Raw genomic sequence first — 15,039 nt, 5'->3', positions numbered from 1 at the left:
ACGATCTATATCAATCCACTTAATTTTGGTTGAATAATCGTAGTGATAAGAAAAAGCCCATCAACCCAAAGTGTTGTTGTCAAAGCTGTTCCTGCTACTAACCAAGCCGCCCCTGCAGGAGAATTAACAATACCTCTTTGATTCATTTGATCTGATAAAAAAACTATCAAAATAGCTGCAATGAAAAGTAGTAATAAAGTTGGAAGGTTAAAAAGATTCAAGGAAGTTTTGTTAAGAGCCTGAGCTGCTTGATCTATAGGCGCAGCAACTATATCTGGCCATTTTTTCATTACACCTGTTAAAACCATCATGAAATCAGTAAAAGCTGTTCCAAGTAAACAAGCCAAATAAAAAGCAGAACCGATACGCCATCTAGTGGAAAGTCCAACAAATGCCACTGGCAAAGCAACTGCCTCTACTGGAAGATGTAAAACAGGGTGCATTCTCAACCATCCCCAAAACAAACAGCCGCCAAGCCAACTTCCACTTACTCCTACAAGAAGAGACCCCAGTCGACCCCATTGATCATCAGAAAATACAACTAATGAAATTCCTAATCCTAATAATACAAAGGTAAATAAAAGTGCTGACAAAGGATAAAAGTGGACCCAAGGTGCCTGAAGAAACACAGGCAACACCACAAGGGCACTAGCCCAGAATCTCAAGGTTCTGGGCCTAGATAAATATCCCTCAGATAAATCAGAGGAGTCTTTAGTGGAAAAGAAGTAGCTCAGGATTAAATCAATTCAAATTGTTGATAGTAAGCAGAGGTTTACAAAGTAAGCCTGTCAGCACAAGAAATTAAAAAGCAATTAAATTAAATATCTAAAGATTTTACTTTTTCGCATGTATCAAATTACTTATAAGATTAAAAAACTACAAGCTTCTCCATTTGTGGAGGCCTTAAAAATTTTTCTATTCGAAATGGAAAAATAATACAATTTGATAGCAAACTAAAAGAACAATTCTCTAATCTGTGTGGAAGGAACCTTCTCCAAATTCTGCAATACCTTCTTTAACCGAGGTAACTAAGGGCTACAAGCCAGACCCAGCATTAATCAAAATTGTAGATCCAGGGTCAATCGGAGAGGATCTAGGGTTTGAGGCTGGAGATCAATTGCTAACAATTAATGGAGTAAAGCCTCGAGACCTGATTGATTACAAATATTTAATTGCAGAAGAGGAATTAGAACTTGAAGTCTTAGATAAGAATGGCGAAAGGCATAATATTCAACTCGAAAAAAATTTGGATGATGATTTAGGACTAATTTTTACAGAAGCATTGTTTGATGGTCTCAAACAATGCAATAACAATTGTTCGTTTTGCTTTATAGATCAACAGCCCGCAGGACGCAGGCAAACTCTTTATGTAAAAGATGATGACTACCGTATGAGTTTTCTTTATGGCTCATATTTGACGCTAACTAATTTAATGCCAAAGGATTGGGAAAGGATTGAAGCACAACGACTATCTCCTTTATTTGTATCAGTTCATGCCACTGATTCAAAATTACGTAGTCAATTATTAAAAAACGATAAAGCAGGATTAATAATGGAACAAATTAAATGGTTTGCAGAAAAAAAACTTCAATTGCATGCCCAAATAGTTGTATGCCCTGGGATTAATGATGGTAAAAATCTCGCCAAAACAATTAATGATCTATTCCAATATGCGCAGGGAACATGGCCGGCTATTATTTCAACCGCAGTGGTTCCAGTAGGTCTTACACGCTTCAGGCCAGATCAAGATGGATTGCAACCCGTAAATGAAGAATGCGCAAAGAAAGTCATTAGTTTAGTGGAGAGAATGCAAACCGACTTCCAATCTAAAATTGGAAGTCGGTTTGCATGGCTCTCTGATGAATGGTATTTAATAGCAAACAAACAACTTCCTCATAGGGTGGCTTATGAAGATCTTCCGCAAGAAGAAAATGGAGTAGGAAGCATCAGGTCATTTCTAGAAGCCATGGATATAGTTACCCAACATCTACCCAAAAAAATTTCAAAGAAAAAAACATGTAGTTGGGTGGTAGGTAAACTAGTTGAGCAAGCTCTCAGCCCTATATCCTTAAGAATGAATAGAATTGAGGGTCTTTCACTCAAAGTTTTTGGACTAGCTAGCCCATATTGGGGCAAAGAGAAAGTCGTCACTGGGTTACTAACTGGTCAAGATATAATTAATGGACTAAAAAATAAAGAGCTTGGGGATGAACTTCTACTGCCATCAGTAATGTTGAAACATGATGAATTAAAATTTCTAGATGATGTCACTGTTGAAGAAGTAGCCAATAATCTAAAGATTCCAATAAAAATTATATTAGGTCCAGACGACTTTGTAGAGCATCTGATTGGAGAACAAGAAAATGATAGCTAATATAAACTTTAGTCCTTTGAAAAATATTTATTTTAAAGTATTTATTGGCATTACACTAGCTAATATTATGCTGGATGTCGGATTGGCATCTTCAGGTGATTATTCAATCAAAAATCATGAAACTCTATCGTCATCTGCAAGAATTAAAGATAGTAAACACAAATTAATTGGTCAAATAGAAAAAGTAAAAATTGCTAGCAGCGATAGGTCAAAAAAAGTAAGAAAATCACTAGAGAAATTTAAAATTCTAAATAATAAAGTAATTAAATTAGAGGATTTAGAGGATCTAATTAAAGCAAATAGTTATGAACTTAAAATAATGCGTAAAAGGATAGAAGAAACAAGATACTTATTAAAAAGTGAAGTATCTGCTTGGTATCCTAATCTTGACATCTCAAGTACAGGTTTTCCTCAATATCTTAAAGGTAATACATTTAATAAATTATCTACGAATACATCAAGCAACCAACTAAAAGCAAGCTTGAAGGCAACATTAAAATGGGATGTCATTAATCCTGCAAGAATTCCTCAAATTGCCGCAGCTAGAGATGAATTTGAACGTCAAAGAATTGCTTATACTATTAAAATGCGTGACTTAGTTTTAGAAGCTCAAAATCAATTTTTTAATTTACAAAAGTCACTGCAAGACATTCGAATAGCAAAAGATTCAATTAAAACTTCAAAGATTTCCTTAAATGAAGCACGTATAAGATTTAAGTCTGGTATAGGTTCAAAGTTAGATGTTCTTGACGCTAAAACACAGTTATCTAATGACAAACAATTGCTTGCAGATCGATTAGGGAATAAAAAAATATACCAAAGGAAATTGGCGCAATTACTAAATCTAAAGCCAAATACAACTCCAATTATTGGATCTAAGCCCAAAGTTATTGGGATATGGAAAATTTCTCTAGAAGAAAGTATTAATTATGCTATTAAATATAGAAAAGAACTAGATCAGATTTCACTTCAAATATCAATGAATGAAAATAATGCAAAAGCTGCACTAGCAGGTAAAAAGCCAACAGTATCAATATATAATACATTTGATAGTTCCCTATCCAAAGGCGAAACATTCGTCTCTTCGCCTCGAACTAATAATAGTATTAATAGTCAAAATAATACTCTTGGGCTTCAATTTAATTGGCCCATATTCGACGGTGGTTATAGCAAAGCAAGATACAATGCAAAGAAAGAAAAAGTGAAAGAATTAGAAGCAAGAATTGCTTTAAAAAAAACTGAGATAAGAAAAGAAGTGGAAGAGATTTTCTATAAATTAAACATATCTAAAGAAAGTATAAAAAACTCATATGAAGCAATACAATCTTCAAAAGAGTCTTTAAGATTATCTATACTAAGACTTAAAACAGGAATTACTACTCAACGTGAGGTTATAGTTTCTCAAAGAGACCTAACTCAAGCAGAAGTTAATCATATTAAATCTATCACTGATTATAATACAAACCTAATTACCTTACAGAGAAAGACAGGTATTAAGAAACTACAAAATTGTGAAGATAAAGATACTAATGCCTTAAGTGAAAAAAACTTACCAAATCACTTATCATTAAATGAAGAAGCATGCATTGGACTTTTATAGTTATTTGATTATGAATGAAACGAGACCCAGCATCTTAAATAAAGATCAATTTAAATTGCTTCATGATTTAGTTGACAAAGTCGCTGAAAGACAATTAAGGGACTTTGGTAAAATAAATTCTGAATTAAAGGATGATGGAACTTTAATAACTAGCTGTGATAGATGGAGTGACAATTTTATTGTTGATGGAGTTAATACGATAACCAACAAACAAGAAGGTGTTTTAAGTGAAGAAGGCTCTAAATTAGTTCCATCTTCTAAAGCATATTGGATAGTAGACCCTCTTGATGGAACAACAAACTTTGCAGCAGGAATACCATTTTGGGCAATTTCAATAGCACGTTTTGTAGATGGAAATCCAGAAACAGCAATTCTTGATATACCAGCACTTCAAAAAAGAGTTGTCGCAATTAAAGGGCAAGGTGTATGGGTGAATAACAAGCAAATAAACCCTAGAGATACTAATTTATCAAAAAGTGATTGTGTATCTGTATGCAGTAGATCAATTAGTGTATTGCAAAAACAACCAAAGAAAAGATTTCCTGGAAAAATACGCTTATTAGGTGTATCTAGCCTCAATATGCTAAGCGTTGCAATTGGACAAACTTTTGGAGCCCTTGAAGCAACACCAAAAATATGGGATTTAGCAGCATCATGGTTAATTTTACAGGAACTTGGATGTTCTATAAAATGGTTAGACAATCCTCCAACTTCAGTTCAAGTAGGAGAAGACTTAAGTGCAGTTAACTTCCCTTTAATAGCAGCTGATTGCGAACAGGATTTAGAAAGACTTATTCCTTGGGGTAATATATTAATGCAATAAATAGTGATCATTACTCATCTAAGGCTTAGCACATAGATAATGTAGAAAAAATAATCTATTTAGAAATATAAAATAAGAAGCTAGCACTAACAATTTACTATATTTACACTAAAATTAAAATATCTGATATCAATAGAGAGTGGTAATTCACTGGCGTCGCCATTTTAACTGGTTTTTAAGAAGTTTATGGTATGCATCTCAAAGATGGAACCGATGTGACTGTGTTGACCTTAGTGCCGCCTTTGCTTACTACACACTACAATCTTTCTTTCCAATATTATTAATTTCTCTTTCAGTCGCGTCATGGTTTTTAGGTAATCAACAAGGTCTTGATCAACAAATTATTGGTTTAGCATCGCAAGTACTTCCACCTTCAGTAGTTGGATTGGTAGAAACAACTTTAATAAAACTTGTAAATCAAGGATTTGGTGCTGGAATTTTAGGTGCAATGTTCTTGATTATCACTGCAGGAAATGCATATTTAACGCTTCAAAGAGGAGCCGATAGACTATGGGAAGATGCCCTGCCTTCTAAGACAAGTCCCATTCCTTTGCGAATGCAAGCTTTTAGACTCATTAGAAATAGAATAGAAGCATTTTTAGTTGTGCTTCTAGTAGGTGTATTAATGGTTATAGATGAAATAAGTTCTTATTTAAGAATGATTCCAGGGGCAGTATGGACAGACCTAAAAGATAATAGTCCTCAATTAACAAATACTTTATCAAAAATTCCCTTAATAGAAGTTGGCCAAGTAATTATTCCTTTTATGGGTTTTACAATTATGGCCCTATTACTACAAGCATTAGTACCAAGAAGGAGAGTACCTATTCGACCACTAATCCCTGGGTCAATAATGATTGGTACGCTATTAACTTTACTAAATTCTGCAGTAAGTAGAACTATCCTTTCTTTAGGCTCACGTTTTCAAGCATATGGGATTATAAGTGGTGTTTTAGTATTAACTCTTTGGATTTGGTTAGTTGGATTAATTATTTATTTTGGGCAATGTTGGAGTATTGGATTAGTTAGTAATCAAGTCAATCGTCATAGAAAAACAAAGACAATTCATATCTCCATTTAAAATATGAATAGAACATCAACAATAATTTGGCTCGGTATTATATTTATTTTTATATTGCCTACTTCTGCAGGTAGATTTTTTGTAGATATAGCAGGCGGATTATTATTTCTAATATTTTTTATAATTTTCTTAATTAGTGGAGTAGCTTGGTTGAGCTGGAGAAGCTTGAAATCGAATATAAAAACTTGTACTAACTGCGGCTCATCTTATATTACAGATTCAATACTCTGTCCAATATGTGGTTCAAATAATAACATCGTACCAGAAGAAATAAATAATAACATTCCTGCTAGCTCAGCAACGATTGATATTAAAGCAGAAGAAACGGAATGACTAATTATTAGCAATTTCATCTATTTCACTAGGTATTATTTCATGAATTTCTTGTTCGACCTTATCTAATAATTGTTCACAATGCTTCAAATATAATTTTGCTTTAAGATAGTTTTCCTGTAGATCTTCTACAAGAAGGCTTTCATTTTGAAGCTTGTTTAAAATATCATCTAATTGCTTTAGAGAATCCTCATAAGATAACTTATTAATTACAGAGGATAAATCTTTTACTTTATCTTGATTGAATAATTTATTGTTATTTGAGTCTTGATCTTTCTTAATCAATTTAGCTTCTCCAAAACTTATTTGATTTAACTATTATATCTTTTTATTAGGAAAAATAGTCTGAACTTTTGAATGTGTATAACCATCACTTAATTCAATGGTTACTTGGTCACCAACTTTTAAATCTTTAACAGACTTAACAGCGGTGTCAAGATTATTGCGAACTATACAAAACCCTCTTTTTAATAAGCTTGTAGGAGAAAGTGCAATCAAAAGTTTGGTCATTTGAGAGAGTAGTTGCTTCTGTTTTCTCAGTTGTAAAAAAGGGGAAAAATTAACCAATGTATTTTTTCTGTCTAAAATTTCCCTACTTTTATTTTGAATAGTCCAAGTGACATAATCTTTGAACCTTGCACGAAGCTGAATACAATTATTTTTTGCCATTTCTCTGCTTGGTAATAAATCTACAATTGCTGCTGTTGGAGTTGCAGATCTATGATCTGCAACAAGATCTGCCACAGTCAAATCGTCTTCATGACCAAGTCCAGTAATTACTGGAATGGGAAATTCTGCTAATTGTCTACAAAGCTCCTCGTTATCAAAAACCATTAAATCCTCCCGACTACCGCCTCCCCTTGCCAAGACCAGAGCTTGCACCCCTAGATGTAAATAAGAATCAGCTAATTTGGACAAAGCTTCTCTTATCTTTACAGATACTTCACCTTGAACAGGAATAGCAACTACTAATAACTTCGTTAACGGCCATCGTTCCTTTGCGGTCCGCAACATATCAGCATAGGCAGAGCTTGGCACACTAGTAAAAATAGCAATTGCACTGGGGAACCTTGGTAATGGTCTGCGTCTTTCATCAGCTATCAAACCTTCATTAACTAATAAAGAGCGAACTACTTCAAATTGTCTTAAAACGGTCGAAAGCGTTGGCCTTATTTGGATTACTTGAACAACTAACGTTGCTCGATTCTGCCAAAAATTTAATTTTCCTAAAAGTTCAACTCCATCTTCTTCAACAGGGCGAAAACTAATATTCTTCAAAGAGGAAGACCATATGACAGCAGAAATACTTGCCTTCCCATCAGTTAGTGTTAACCATAGATGACCATTCTTTAATTGGGCTTTTGATACGGTGGCATGAAGTAAAAAAGTAGGAGCAAATCCTCTTGAAAGAAGATTCCCTATAGCTTGATTAAGCTCACCAACAGAAAAATGTGGGACTGTATCTTTATTCAACTTTTCATTCTCAAACTTCAACAAAAGTTTCTAGCAATTAACCGAATCCAATTTGACCAAGAATACCTTGACCAGTTAATAGTTCTGTACTCAACCCAATAACAATTCCAAGCATTGCTAATCTACCGTTCCAGATTTCAGCATAATTTACAAATCCATAACGAGGCTCAATGTCTTCAGGTGACATAGTCTTTTAGGAGATTAAACAAATTCTATCTAGTTAAGAACAAAAAAGCGTTGAAGACCTCAAAATACTCATATAGACCTTTTATCGAACATGTCTTGCACCATCAACAGGATGATAATCCTCACCTGTTAGCTCTTCATAAATAATTGCAGGTAGTCCAGTTTCAAACATTGTTTGCAACGCTTCTTTCAAAAAAGGATTCCATCCACCAGTACTTACCTTGCCATGACGAACAGTCCAATCCCACGTACCTTGCAAATCTCTAGGAATTCTTCCTTCTCGATCACGACGCGCTACCAAATCAAGAGATTCAACCAAACCCACTTGTATGGGTTCTTTACCATAAGCAGGAGTCAGACTTAATTCTAGACGAACCGGATCTTCCTTTAATAGGCGTAATCTGAATCTTGGGGGCAACCTCAAAGATTTAATAACTGCTGCAACTACACGTGTTCTTTGATCCACAATTAACTCCCTTTTAAATTCGATGAATGCTTGTATGACTTAAGAATCTCACATCTTTTATTCAGACGAAGATTCTGTTTGCTTTGGAGGATCCAAATCATTTGAGAAGCGTACAGTAAGAAGATCCTCATCAGTAATCTTCCCATCTTTATTGAGTAATTCAGGATGAATAGTAAATTGCCCTGTACGATCTTTTTTCAAGGGGTTATCTGCTTTCTCAAGAGCATTCGCAGCAAACAAACCTCTAGACATCACTCGCAATGCCTGCCATAGCAACACAATTACTATCAAAGCATATACAAAGGGGAAAATAGAGCTCATCATAATTTTCTAGGCATCAAAAAGTCATTTCACTTTCCCTCAATTAAAGACTAAGCAAAAACTTGCATTAAAAAAAGAAAAATACTTAAAAAATTAGAGAAAAACATAAAACAGGCAATTATTAAAGAAGTGAAAAAGCCAATATCATTTTGAACTAGCTTATAAGGAAAACTTCCTATACTCAATTCAAGCAATAGGCATTCAGAAAATTCAAGCATGAAAAACACTTTGGAAACGCCCCCAAAAAATCAATGAATACAAAAAATAAAATGACCATTAAATTAACCTCAAAAACTATTTCTGAGTTGATGAAGAAATACAAACCTATATATGGTTATGCCTTAAGTCTATTAATTCTAGGGACAAATACCTCAGCAAGAACAGCATTTATAGTTCCTTTAACTAGTCAAATTGAACGCAAACAATTTCAACTAATTGCAAACAAATCGTTTGTATCTGAAGCATTAAAAAAAAGTGGCCCTGCTGTAGTTACTATAGAAACTCAACGGAAAGTATTTACTAATAACAGAAATATATTCCCTCCAAATTTATTGATTGACCCAAATTTTGAAAGATTCTTTGCTAATCCAAATCGACAATATCAAAGACCAAGAATTGAACGAGGGCAAGGAAGTGGCGTTATTTTTGCTTCGGAAGGACTTGTTCTTACTAATGCACATGTAGTAGAAAACAGCGAAGAGCTTATGGTCGGGCTCTCTGATGGAAGAAGAATTCCAGGTCGGGTAGTGGGACAAGACTACCTGACGGATCTAGCGGTGGTAAGACTTAAAGGCTTAGGACCTTGGCCAAAGGCTTATTTAGGTAATTCTGAGGAAATTGAAGTTGGCGATTGGGCAATAGCAGTTGGGAACCCGTATGGATTAGAAAAAACAGTAACCTTAGGTATTATTAGCAATCTAAATCGCAATGTATCTCAACTAGGTATATCTGATAAGCGATTAAATTTAATTCAAACTGATGCTGCAATTAATCCTGGTAATTCTGGCGGCCCATTACTTAATTCTCAAGGTGAAGTAATTGGAATCAATACACTGGTTCGTTCTGGTCCTGGAGCAGGTTTAGGATTTGCTATTCCAATCAATAAAGCAATAGAAATTGCAAATCAATTAGCATCACGAGGTAGAGCTATTCATCCAATGATAGGAGTTAATTTATCTCCTACAAATGGAAAAGGAGCTTTAATTATATATGTTTTACCAGGTGGACCTGCAGAAAAAAGGGGTCTAAAAGTAAATGATGTTATCATTTCCATCAACAACAAAGATGTTAAAAACCCTCAAGATGTCGTTAATACTATAAATAGTAATGGAATAAGTAAGAAAATGAAATTTTTAATTTTAAGAAATAATATTACAATCAAAATTGATATTAAGCCTATAGATATAAGAGGGTTCAGAAGTCTATAGCTACAATTTAATTTCTATTTAATTCATAATGAACTGATATCTATTTCTTTTTACTCTTTCGCTGAAGTTTTCTCTTAGCAATTCTTTTAGCTTCTTTTTTTGCTTCATCAAGTAATGCTTTTTCTTTTTCTATTTGCTGCCTTTTTTTATCCTTATAATAATCATAATTACCAGAGTAAAAAATTAGCTGACCATCTCTAATTTCTACAATTCGATTTGCAACTTTTGAGATGAAGTAACGATCATGGGAAACAACTACCAAAGAACCTTCATAATTTTTAATTGCTTCTTCAAGCATTTCTTTAGCTGGTATATCTAAATGATTAGTAGGTTCATCAAGGAGAAGCAAGTTACAAGGCTTGACTATGATCAAAGCCAATGCAACACGGGCTTTTTCGCCTCCACTTAAATCAGCAACTTTTTTAAAAACGTCATCATTACTAAAACCAAGGCTTCCTAATAATGATCTTACTTTTGTATTGCTCCAATCAGGAACAACATCAAATAAGGTGTCTAATACTGTCTTGCTAAGTTCAAGCGCTTCAGATTGATTTTGTTCAAAATAACTAGGGATAACATTATGCCTACCTAATTCAACTAAACCATCTTCTGCTTTTTCCTTACCAATTATTAAGCGCAATAATGTAGATTTGCCTGCTCCATTAGGGCCTAATATTGCGATATGATCTCCGGTCTCTATATGCAACTTAGCTCCTAGAAAAATAATTTTATCGTTATAAGTATGTGTCAAATCATCCACTCTAACAACACTTTTCCCCGATCTTGGAGCTTTAGGAAATGAAAAATTAGGTTTTTTTAATTCGGAAATAGGTGCTTCTATTTTATCTAGTTTATTTAACAACTTCTCTCTGCTTTTGGCTTGGGTACTTCTAGTTGCACTAGCTCTAAATCTTTCAATATAATCTTGTTGAGCTGTTAATTCTTTTTGTTGACGATCAAAAGCTGCCTTAATTGATTCAGATTCTAATTCTTTCTGGTTTAAATAATCAGAATAATTGCCATTATATGTCCTGGAAATTCCTCTTTCTGTACTTACAATATTAGTGCATATTCTGTCTAAAAAACTTCTGTCGTGGCTAATAATTACCATCGCAGCTGTTTGCTTTAATAAATACTTCTCGAGCCATTCAATTGTTTCTAGATCTAAATGATTAGTTGGTTCATCTAATAACAATAAGTCAGGTTCTTGTAACAAAATCTTCCCTAATGCAACCCTCATTTGCCAACCACCTGAAAAATCGCCAACCAATCGTTCTGCGTCATCTGAAAAAAAGCCTATTTGAGGCAAAAGCTTCTCAATTTGTGCCTCCAACTCATAACCATGCAACGCTTCAAAACGCATTTGAAGAGTACCTAATTGTTTAATCAAAGAATTTAAAAATTGATCATCTGATTTAGCTTTTTCTGAATTCATCTGTTGCTCTATCTTGTTGATTTCAATTAAAACTTCTGCAGCATCAGCAAATGCTTGAAACAATTCTTCTCTCAAGGTCCTATTTACATCAACATCAAATTCTTGTTGCAAATATGCAATACGCGGTTGTCCCTCATATAAGACCTCACCTGAACTGACTTCCTCTAAGCCTGCAATAATTCTTAATTGCGTTGACTTCCCAGCACCGTTGACACCAACAAGACCTATGCGCTGACTAGGTTTTATTTCCCACGTAATTTCTTTGAGAACTTCAGCTGTAGGGTAAATTTTACTAACTTTCTCAAGTCTGATCACTAAAGGAAATCCTTTTTCAATAGTCAATATATTTAAACTAATATTGGATGCAAACTTGCAATACTAAACTTTCAGGTTTCCGGATCTTAAATAATGGTCAGACTCGAACAAATTACTGCTTTGATTCTGGCTGCAGGTTTAGCTATACCTAGCTATTGGTTCTTTTGGACGTTGGCTGGGGGAGGAGGGTACGAACAAAGAGAAATCAAACAAGTTCCTTTAATTGAAAAACAAATTATAAATAAAACAGGAGGAATCAAAGGCCCCCTCTAGCTTTTATCAACCATTGCTTTGTATCTAAATCATCTAGCTTAGAAATATAATCCTTAACTTCTTCCACAGTAACGGGAAGGCCCAGCTCTTCTCCTATTTCACAGATCCTCTGCAAAGCTCCTTGCGGATTCTGAAGAGCTTGACGAAAAAGGAGATTTCTATAGGCAGGGTCAGCCTCAATACGCTTATAAAGAGCTTCAGCGTTACTACTCATTAAAAATTTTCAACTTAGTTTGGACTATTAATTTAAGCCACTTTTGGGCCAAAATTAGAATCATGAAACTTTCCTGAATCAACTTCTTTCATTCCTAAAGCAGAAGCATCCTTCATGCTTCTTGCATCCATGCATAAAACTTTCCTTAATTGTGCAAAATTATCTGCCTGAATCATGCGGCCTTCATTAGTAGCCGAATATTCAGCTTTTTGTAAAACATGGTGCAAATGAGTAAGTAGATAAGAGCTAATGACTGCAGAAACTAAAACATCACTATTTGCTTTTCCCCTTCTGCGCTTATTGCGCGATGCCTTTGTCCTTTCATTGCTCTCATTCATAGAAGAGTTCTGAACTCTTGCTGAGGCAGGGGAAGATGGAAGGGTGGGTTTTTTAGTCATTGAAAATACTTTTGCTTGAGTAGCTGTGAAAATCTAGAAATTGGGCCAATAGGCAAGATTGGAATTTGAAGAGATCAAAGATTAATCTCAAAATAAGCATAGTACTGGATACTATCCTTGACTATAAGTGTACACTAATTAATACCCGTTACATCTTTTGGGTCATGGCTACCCGGCAAAATTCATCAAGCGGGAAGCAAAAGTCTCCCAGGGTGCAAGTTGTGCTTCCAGAGGAGCTATGCGCTCAGCTAACTTTTTTAGCCAAAAAAGAATCCAGAACAGTCAGCAATATGGCAAAAGTTCTTATCCAAGAAGGAGTTGATAGCTTAATAACTGAATATCTATCCAAGAGCGAAGAAAGTACAAACACAAGCCATACAGAAAGTTTCAGGTCTTCTTTAGAGACCCAACAATCAAGGCGGCTTAGAGGTGCACCAAGAAGAATCAAATTGACCAAGCCATGAACTTATTTTTATGGTCTAACTGCAATGCCAAGAACAGAGGGTTCTTTTAACCCTGTAACGTTAGTGTTAATAGGCTTTTGATTAATATTCCACCATGCCAATAATGCAAATGCCATAGCTTCTCTACTTTGCGAAGGGATTCCAATTTTTTCAGTAGACAAAACTCGTATTCCTGGGGATCTATTCGTAATTTCTTTCATAAGGAAAATATTTCTACTTCCTCCACCTGCTACAAACAATTCAGCAGGCTTAATCCAAGACTTTTTAAATAAATTATTTAAATCTTGGGCAACAACACAAGCAGTAAAGCAAGTGATAGTAGCAACTAAATCATTTACATTGGCTGAATTAATCTCAGAGAATCTTTTGGCTAAATCAAGAGAACCAAAATATTCTCTACCAGTTGATTTTGGAGGAGGCTGTTGAAAAAAATCTTCCTTAAGCCATTTTTTTATTGCATCCAAGTCAGGTTTTCCTTTTGAAGCCATCAATCCATCACAATCAAAATTCATTTGCCCATTAGTGATTTTCTGAACGGCAAGGTCTATAAGAGTATTAGCAGGACCACAATCCCATCCCAATAAATGGCATTTGCGATGAGGACCCTTAAGAGGCGGAATTAATGAAAGATTGGCAATACCTCCAAGATTAAGAACTCCTCTCCAAGTCTTCCCTCTTCCTATTAATGCATAATCCAAAAATGGGGCTAAAGGAGCACCTTGTCCTCCTAAAGCAAGATCCTTAGATCTGAAATCATAAATGACATTTTTCCCTAGAAGAGTTGCTAATAAAGGTGCTTGAATAAGCTGCCAGCTTGCTCCTCTAAAAGAGGGTTTCGGTGGTCTATGACAAACAGTTTGTCCATGGCAACCTACAACAGTAGAAATTCCATCAGGGTCACATCTACTTGCTGCTGAAAAATGGGCTTCTGTAATCGCTTCAGAAAGTTCCAGCCAATCACAGCCACTCAACTTAGAACCCTGTCCAGCATCAATAATTGCTTTCTGCAAATCAACCGAATATTTGAGTGAGACTGAATTAAGTAATTTCCATCTAGGTTTATTTAAATTACCTCTAAAATCCACTAACACAGCATCAACACCATCAGCGCTAGTCCCACTCATTAAACCCAAAACATACATTCAGACTTGAGGTAATTTCTGAAGATCTTCCATCAAACCCATTACCACCAAAACATGATCTTTTTCTAAAATATATTTAGCTGGGGGATTAACTGTTAATCGTTCTGCTGGCCCTGCTGCTAAAACATTAACTAGATAATTCTTACGAAGATTCAGATCTCTTAAAGAACTACCTATAAAAAGTTCAGGAACCTTAATTTCATCAATTCCTGTTTGAGCATCCAATTCTAACCTCTCTATCAAATTAGGTCGTACTAGTTCTAAGCCCAACCGTTCTCCTTGCATTCTAGAAGGGAAAACCACTCTATCAGCGCCAACTCTAGTGAGCATCCGTTCATGTAAATCACTTGTAGCCCTAGCAATCACCTGTTGCACTCGACTGCCTTCAGTATCTTTTGCAATGAGCGTGGTAGTAATACTTGCCTCTATTGGTTCACTAATCCCAACAACCACTGTGCCCATTTCCAAAACTCCTGCTTCTCTCATAGATTCCTCATCTGTTGAATCAACAACTCGTGCCTCTATAGAAGGCTCCAATTGACGTAAATCTTCAATTGCTCTTTCAGAAGAATCAACCGCAAGTACCTCTGCCCCATTGCGGATCAATTCACGGCACACAGCTGTTCCAAAACGACCAATCCCAACGACAGCAAATCCAAGGGATTCATCATCTTTATTTCGTAACCATCTCCACCATTGACTCATTTTCTTACC

At 35.1% G+C, this 15,039-nt stretch carries 19 protein-coding genes; 8 read left to right on the top strand and 11 right to left on the bottom strand.

Annotated features, from left to right (window positions below):
• Positions 1-5: 5 nt before the first annotated feature.
• Positions 6-665: a DUF3120 domain-containing protein gene (locus PRO_RS00590; protein WP_011124273.1), complete on the bottom strand. Its 660-nt coding sequence runs from the start codon at positions 663-665 to the stop codon at positions 6-8.
• Between the two features lie 311 nt (positions 666-976).
• On the opposite strand from PRO_RS00590, the gene PRO_RS00585 reads away from it, so the two are divergent.
• The 5 genes from PRO_RS00585 to PRO_RS00565 all read left to right on the top strand — a co-directional run bounded on the left by PRO_RS00585 (position 977) and on the right by PRO_RS00565 (position 6,211).
• Positions 977-2,374: a TIGR03279 family radical SAM protein gene (locus tag PRO_RS00585; RefSeq protein WP_011124272.1), complete on the top strand. Its 1,398-nt coding sequence runs from the start codon at positions 977-979 to the stop codon at positions 2,372-2,374.
• A 67-nt stretch (positions 2,375-2,441) separates the two neighbouring features.
• On the top strand, positions 2,442-3,974 hold the full coding sequence (locus PRO_RS00580; protein ID WP_164923195.1) for a TolC family protein: 1,533 nt from the start codon (positions 2,442-2,444) through the stop codon (positions 3,972-3,974).
• 10 nt (positions 3,975-3,984) lie between these two features.
• Positions 3,985-4,797, top strand: coding sequence for an inositol monophosphatase family protein (locus tag PRO_RS00575; RefSeq protein ID WP_011124270.1), 813 nt, complete (start codon positions 3,985-3,987; stop codon positions 4,795-4,797).
• 139 nt (positions 4,798-4,936) lie between these two features.
• Positions 4,937-5,878, top strand: a complete 942-nt coding sequence (locus PRO_RS00570; RefSeq protein ID WP_011124269.1) for a YihY/virulence factor BrkB family protein — start codon at positions 4,937-4,939, stop codon at positions 5,876-5,878.
• 3 nt (positions 5,879-5,881) lie between these two features.
• Positions 5,882-6,211 (top strand): hypothetical protein, encoded by a 330-nt coding sequence (locus PRO_RS00565; RefSeq protein WP_011124268.1) that lies wholly within the window; start codon positions 5,882-5,884, stop codon positions 6,209-6,211.
• Here the strand turns inward: PRO_RS00565 and xseB are convergent, their stop codons facing one another.
• The 5 genes from xseB to PRO_RS00540 form a co-directional block, all read right to left on the bottom strand.
• Positions 6,212-6,496 (bottom strand): exodeoxyribonuclease VII small subunit, encoded by a 285-nt coding sequence (gene xseB / locus PRO_RS00560; RefSeq protein ID WP_011124267.1) that lies wholly within the window; start codon positions 6,494-6,496, stop codon positions 6,212-6,214.
• A 33-nt stretch (positions 6,497-6,529) separates the two neighbouring features.
• Complete coding sequence (xseA, locus tag PRO_RS00555; RefSeq protein WP_011124266.1) at positions 6,530-7,684, bottom strand: exodeoxyribonuclease VII large subunit; 1,155 nt, start codon at positions 7,682-7,684, stop codon at positions 6,530-6,532.
• 37 nt (positions 7,685-7,721) lie between these two features.
• Entirely contained in the window at positions 7,722-7,871 is a 150-nt protein-coding gene (locus tag PRO_RS00550) for a chlorophyll a/b-binding protein (RefSeq protein WP_011124265.1), read from the bottom strand.
• Positions 7,872-7,952: 81 nt separating this feature from the next.
• Positions 7,953-8,336 (bottom strand): hypothetical protein, encoded by a 384-nt coding sequence (locus PRO_RS00545; protein ID WP_011124264.1) that lies wholly within the window; start codon positions 8,334-8,336, stop codon positions 7,953-7,955.
• Between the two features lie 57 nt (positions 8,337-8,393).
• Positions 8,394-8,660 (bottom strand): DUF2973 domain-containing protein, encoded by a 267-nt coding sequence (locus PRO_RS00540; RefSeq protein WP_011124263.1) that lies wholly within the window; start codon positions 8,658-8,660, stop codon positions 8,394-8,396.
• A 248-nt stretch (positions 8,661-8,908) separates the two neighbouring features.
• On the opposite strand from PRO_RS00540, the gene PRO_RS00535 reads away from it, so the two are divergent.
• On the top strand, positions 8,909-10,084 hold the full coding sequence (locus PRO_RS00535; protein WP_011124261.1) for a trypsin-like peptidase domain-containing protein: 1,176 nt from the start codon (positions 8,909-8,911) through the stop codon (positions 10,082-10,084).
• A gap of 40 nt (positions 10,085-10,124) precedes the next feature.
• On the opposite strand, the gene PRO_RS00530 is transcribed toward PRO_RS00535, so the two are convergent.
• On the bottom strand, positions 10,125-11,834 hold the full coding sequence (locus PRO_RS00530) for an ABC transporter ATP-binding protein (protein WP_011124260.1): 1,710 nt from the start codon (positions 11,832-11,834) through the stop codon (positions 10,125-10,127).
• Between the two features lie 93 nt (positions 11,835-11,927).
• On the opposite strand from PRO_RS00530, the gene PRO_RS00525 reads away from it, so the two are divergent.
• The gene (locus PRO_RS00525; RefSeq protein ID WP_011124259.1) at positions 11,928-12,107 is read left to right on the top strand and encodes a hypothetical protein; all 180 of its coding nucleotides are present in this window, start codon (positions 11,928-11,930) and stop codon (positions 12,105-12,107) included.
• Here PRO_RS00525 and PRO_RS00520 read toward each other — a convergent pair.
• Positions 12,091-12,321 carry a hypothetical protein gene (locus PRO_RS00520; protein WP_011124258.1) on the bottom strand — a complete coding sequence of 77 codons (231 nt, stop codon included), beginning with the start codon at positions 12,319-12,321 and terminating at the stop codon, positions 12,091-12,093. The two genes, PRO_RS00525 and PRO_RS00520, sit on opposite strands and share 17 nt — an antisense overlap.
• 32 nt (positions 12,322-12,353) lie before the next feature.
• On the bottom strand, positions 12,354-12,659 hold the full coding sequence (locus PRO_RS00515) for a hypothetical protein (protein ID WP_225866409.1): 306 nt from the start codon (positions 12,657-12,659) through the stop codon (positions 12,354-12,356).
• Between the two features lie 224 nt (positions 12,660-12,883).
• On the opposite strand from PRO_RS00515, the gene PRO_RS00510 reads away from it, so the two are divergent.
• A complete protein-coding gene (locus tag PRO_RS00510; RefSeq protein WP_011124256.1) occupies positions 12,884-13,183 on the top strand; it encodes a ribbon-helix-helix domain-containing protein in 300 nt (99 codons plus the stop codon).
• An 8-nt stretch (positions 13,184-13,191) separates the two neighbouring features.
• Here the strand turns inward: PRO_RS00510 and PRO_RS00505 are convergent, their stop codons facing one another.
• Positions 13,192-14,325 (bottom strand): anhydro-N-acetylmuramic acid kinase, encoded by a 1,134-nt coding sequence (locus tag PRO_RS00505; protein ID WP_011124255.1) that lies wholly within the window; start codon positions 14,323-14,325, stop codon positions 13,192-13,194.
• Positions 14,326-15,030, bottom strand: a complete 705-nt coding sequence (locus PRO_RS00500) for a potassium channel family protein (RefSeq protein ID WP_036892153.1) — start codon at positions 15,028-15,030, stop codon at positions 14,326-14,328.
• Positions 15,031-15,039: the final 9 nt, after the last annotated feature.

The organism is Prochlorococcus marinus subsp. marinus str. CCMP1375 (genome assembly GCF_000007925.1).
In the GTDB taxonomy this organism is placed as follows: Bacteria; Cyanobacteriota; Cyanobacteriia; order PCC-6307; family Cyanobiaceae; genus Prochlorococcus_E; species Prochlorococcus_E marinus.
The sequence above is the reverse complement of the archived record's forward strand: the minus strand, read 5'-3'. Positions and strand labels throughout refer to the sequence as shown.

What these genes read in the sequence shown, in the direction of transcription:
- PRO_RS00580 (WP_164923195.1), top strand. Translation starts at nt 2,442, where the DNA reads ATGCTGGATGTCGGATTGGCATCTTCAGGTGATTATTCAATCAAAAAT.
- PRO_RS00575 (WP_011124270.1), top strand. Translation starts at nt 3,985, where the DNA reads ATGAATGAAACGAGACCCAGCATCTTAAATAAAGATCAATTTAAATTG.
- PRO_RS00565 (WP_011124268.1), top strand. Translation starts at nt 5,882, where the DNA reads ATGAATAGAACATCAACAATAATTTGGCTCGGTATTATATTTATTTTT.
- PRO_RS00550 (WP_011124265.1), bottom strand. Translation starts at nt 7,871, where the DNA reads ATGTCACCTGAAGACATTGAGCCTCGTTATGGATTTGTAAATTATGCT.
- PRO_RS00540 (WP_011124263.1), bottom strand. Translation starts at nt 8,660, where the DNA reads ATGATGAGCTCTATTTTCCCCTTTGTATATGCTTTGATAGTAATTGTG.
- PRO_RS00535 (WP_011124261.1), top strand. Translation starts at nt 8,909, where the DNA reads ATGAATACAAAAAATAAAATGACCATTAAATTAACCTCAAAAACTATT.
- PRO_RS00525 (WP_011124259.1), top strand. Translation starts at nt 11,928, where the DNA reads ATGGTCAGACTCGAACAAATTACTGCTTTGATTCTGGCTGCAGGTTTA.
- PRO_RS00520 (WP_011124258.1), bottom strand. Translation starts at nt 12,321, where the DNA reads ATGAGTAGTAACGCTGAAGCTCTTTATAAGCGTATTGAGGCTGACCCT.
- PRO_RS00515 (WP_225866409.1), bottom strand. Translation starts at nt 12,659, where the DNA reads ATGAATGAGAGCAATGAAAGGACAAAGGCATCGCGCAATAAGCGCAGA.
- PRO_RS00510 (WP_011124256.1), top strand. Translation starts at nt 12,884, where the DNA reads ATGGCTACCCGGCAAAATTCATCAAGCGGGAAGCAAAAGTCTCCCAGG.
- PRO_RS00505 (WP_011124255.1), bottom strand. Translation starts at nt 14,325, where the DNA reads ATGTATGTTTTGGGTTTAATGAGTGGGACTAGCGCTGATGGTGTTGAT.
- PRO_RS00500 (WP_036892153.1), bottom strand. Translation starts at nt 15,030, where the DNA reads ATGAGTCAATGGTGGAGATGGTTACGAAATAAAGATGATGAATCCCTT.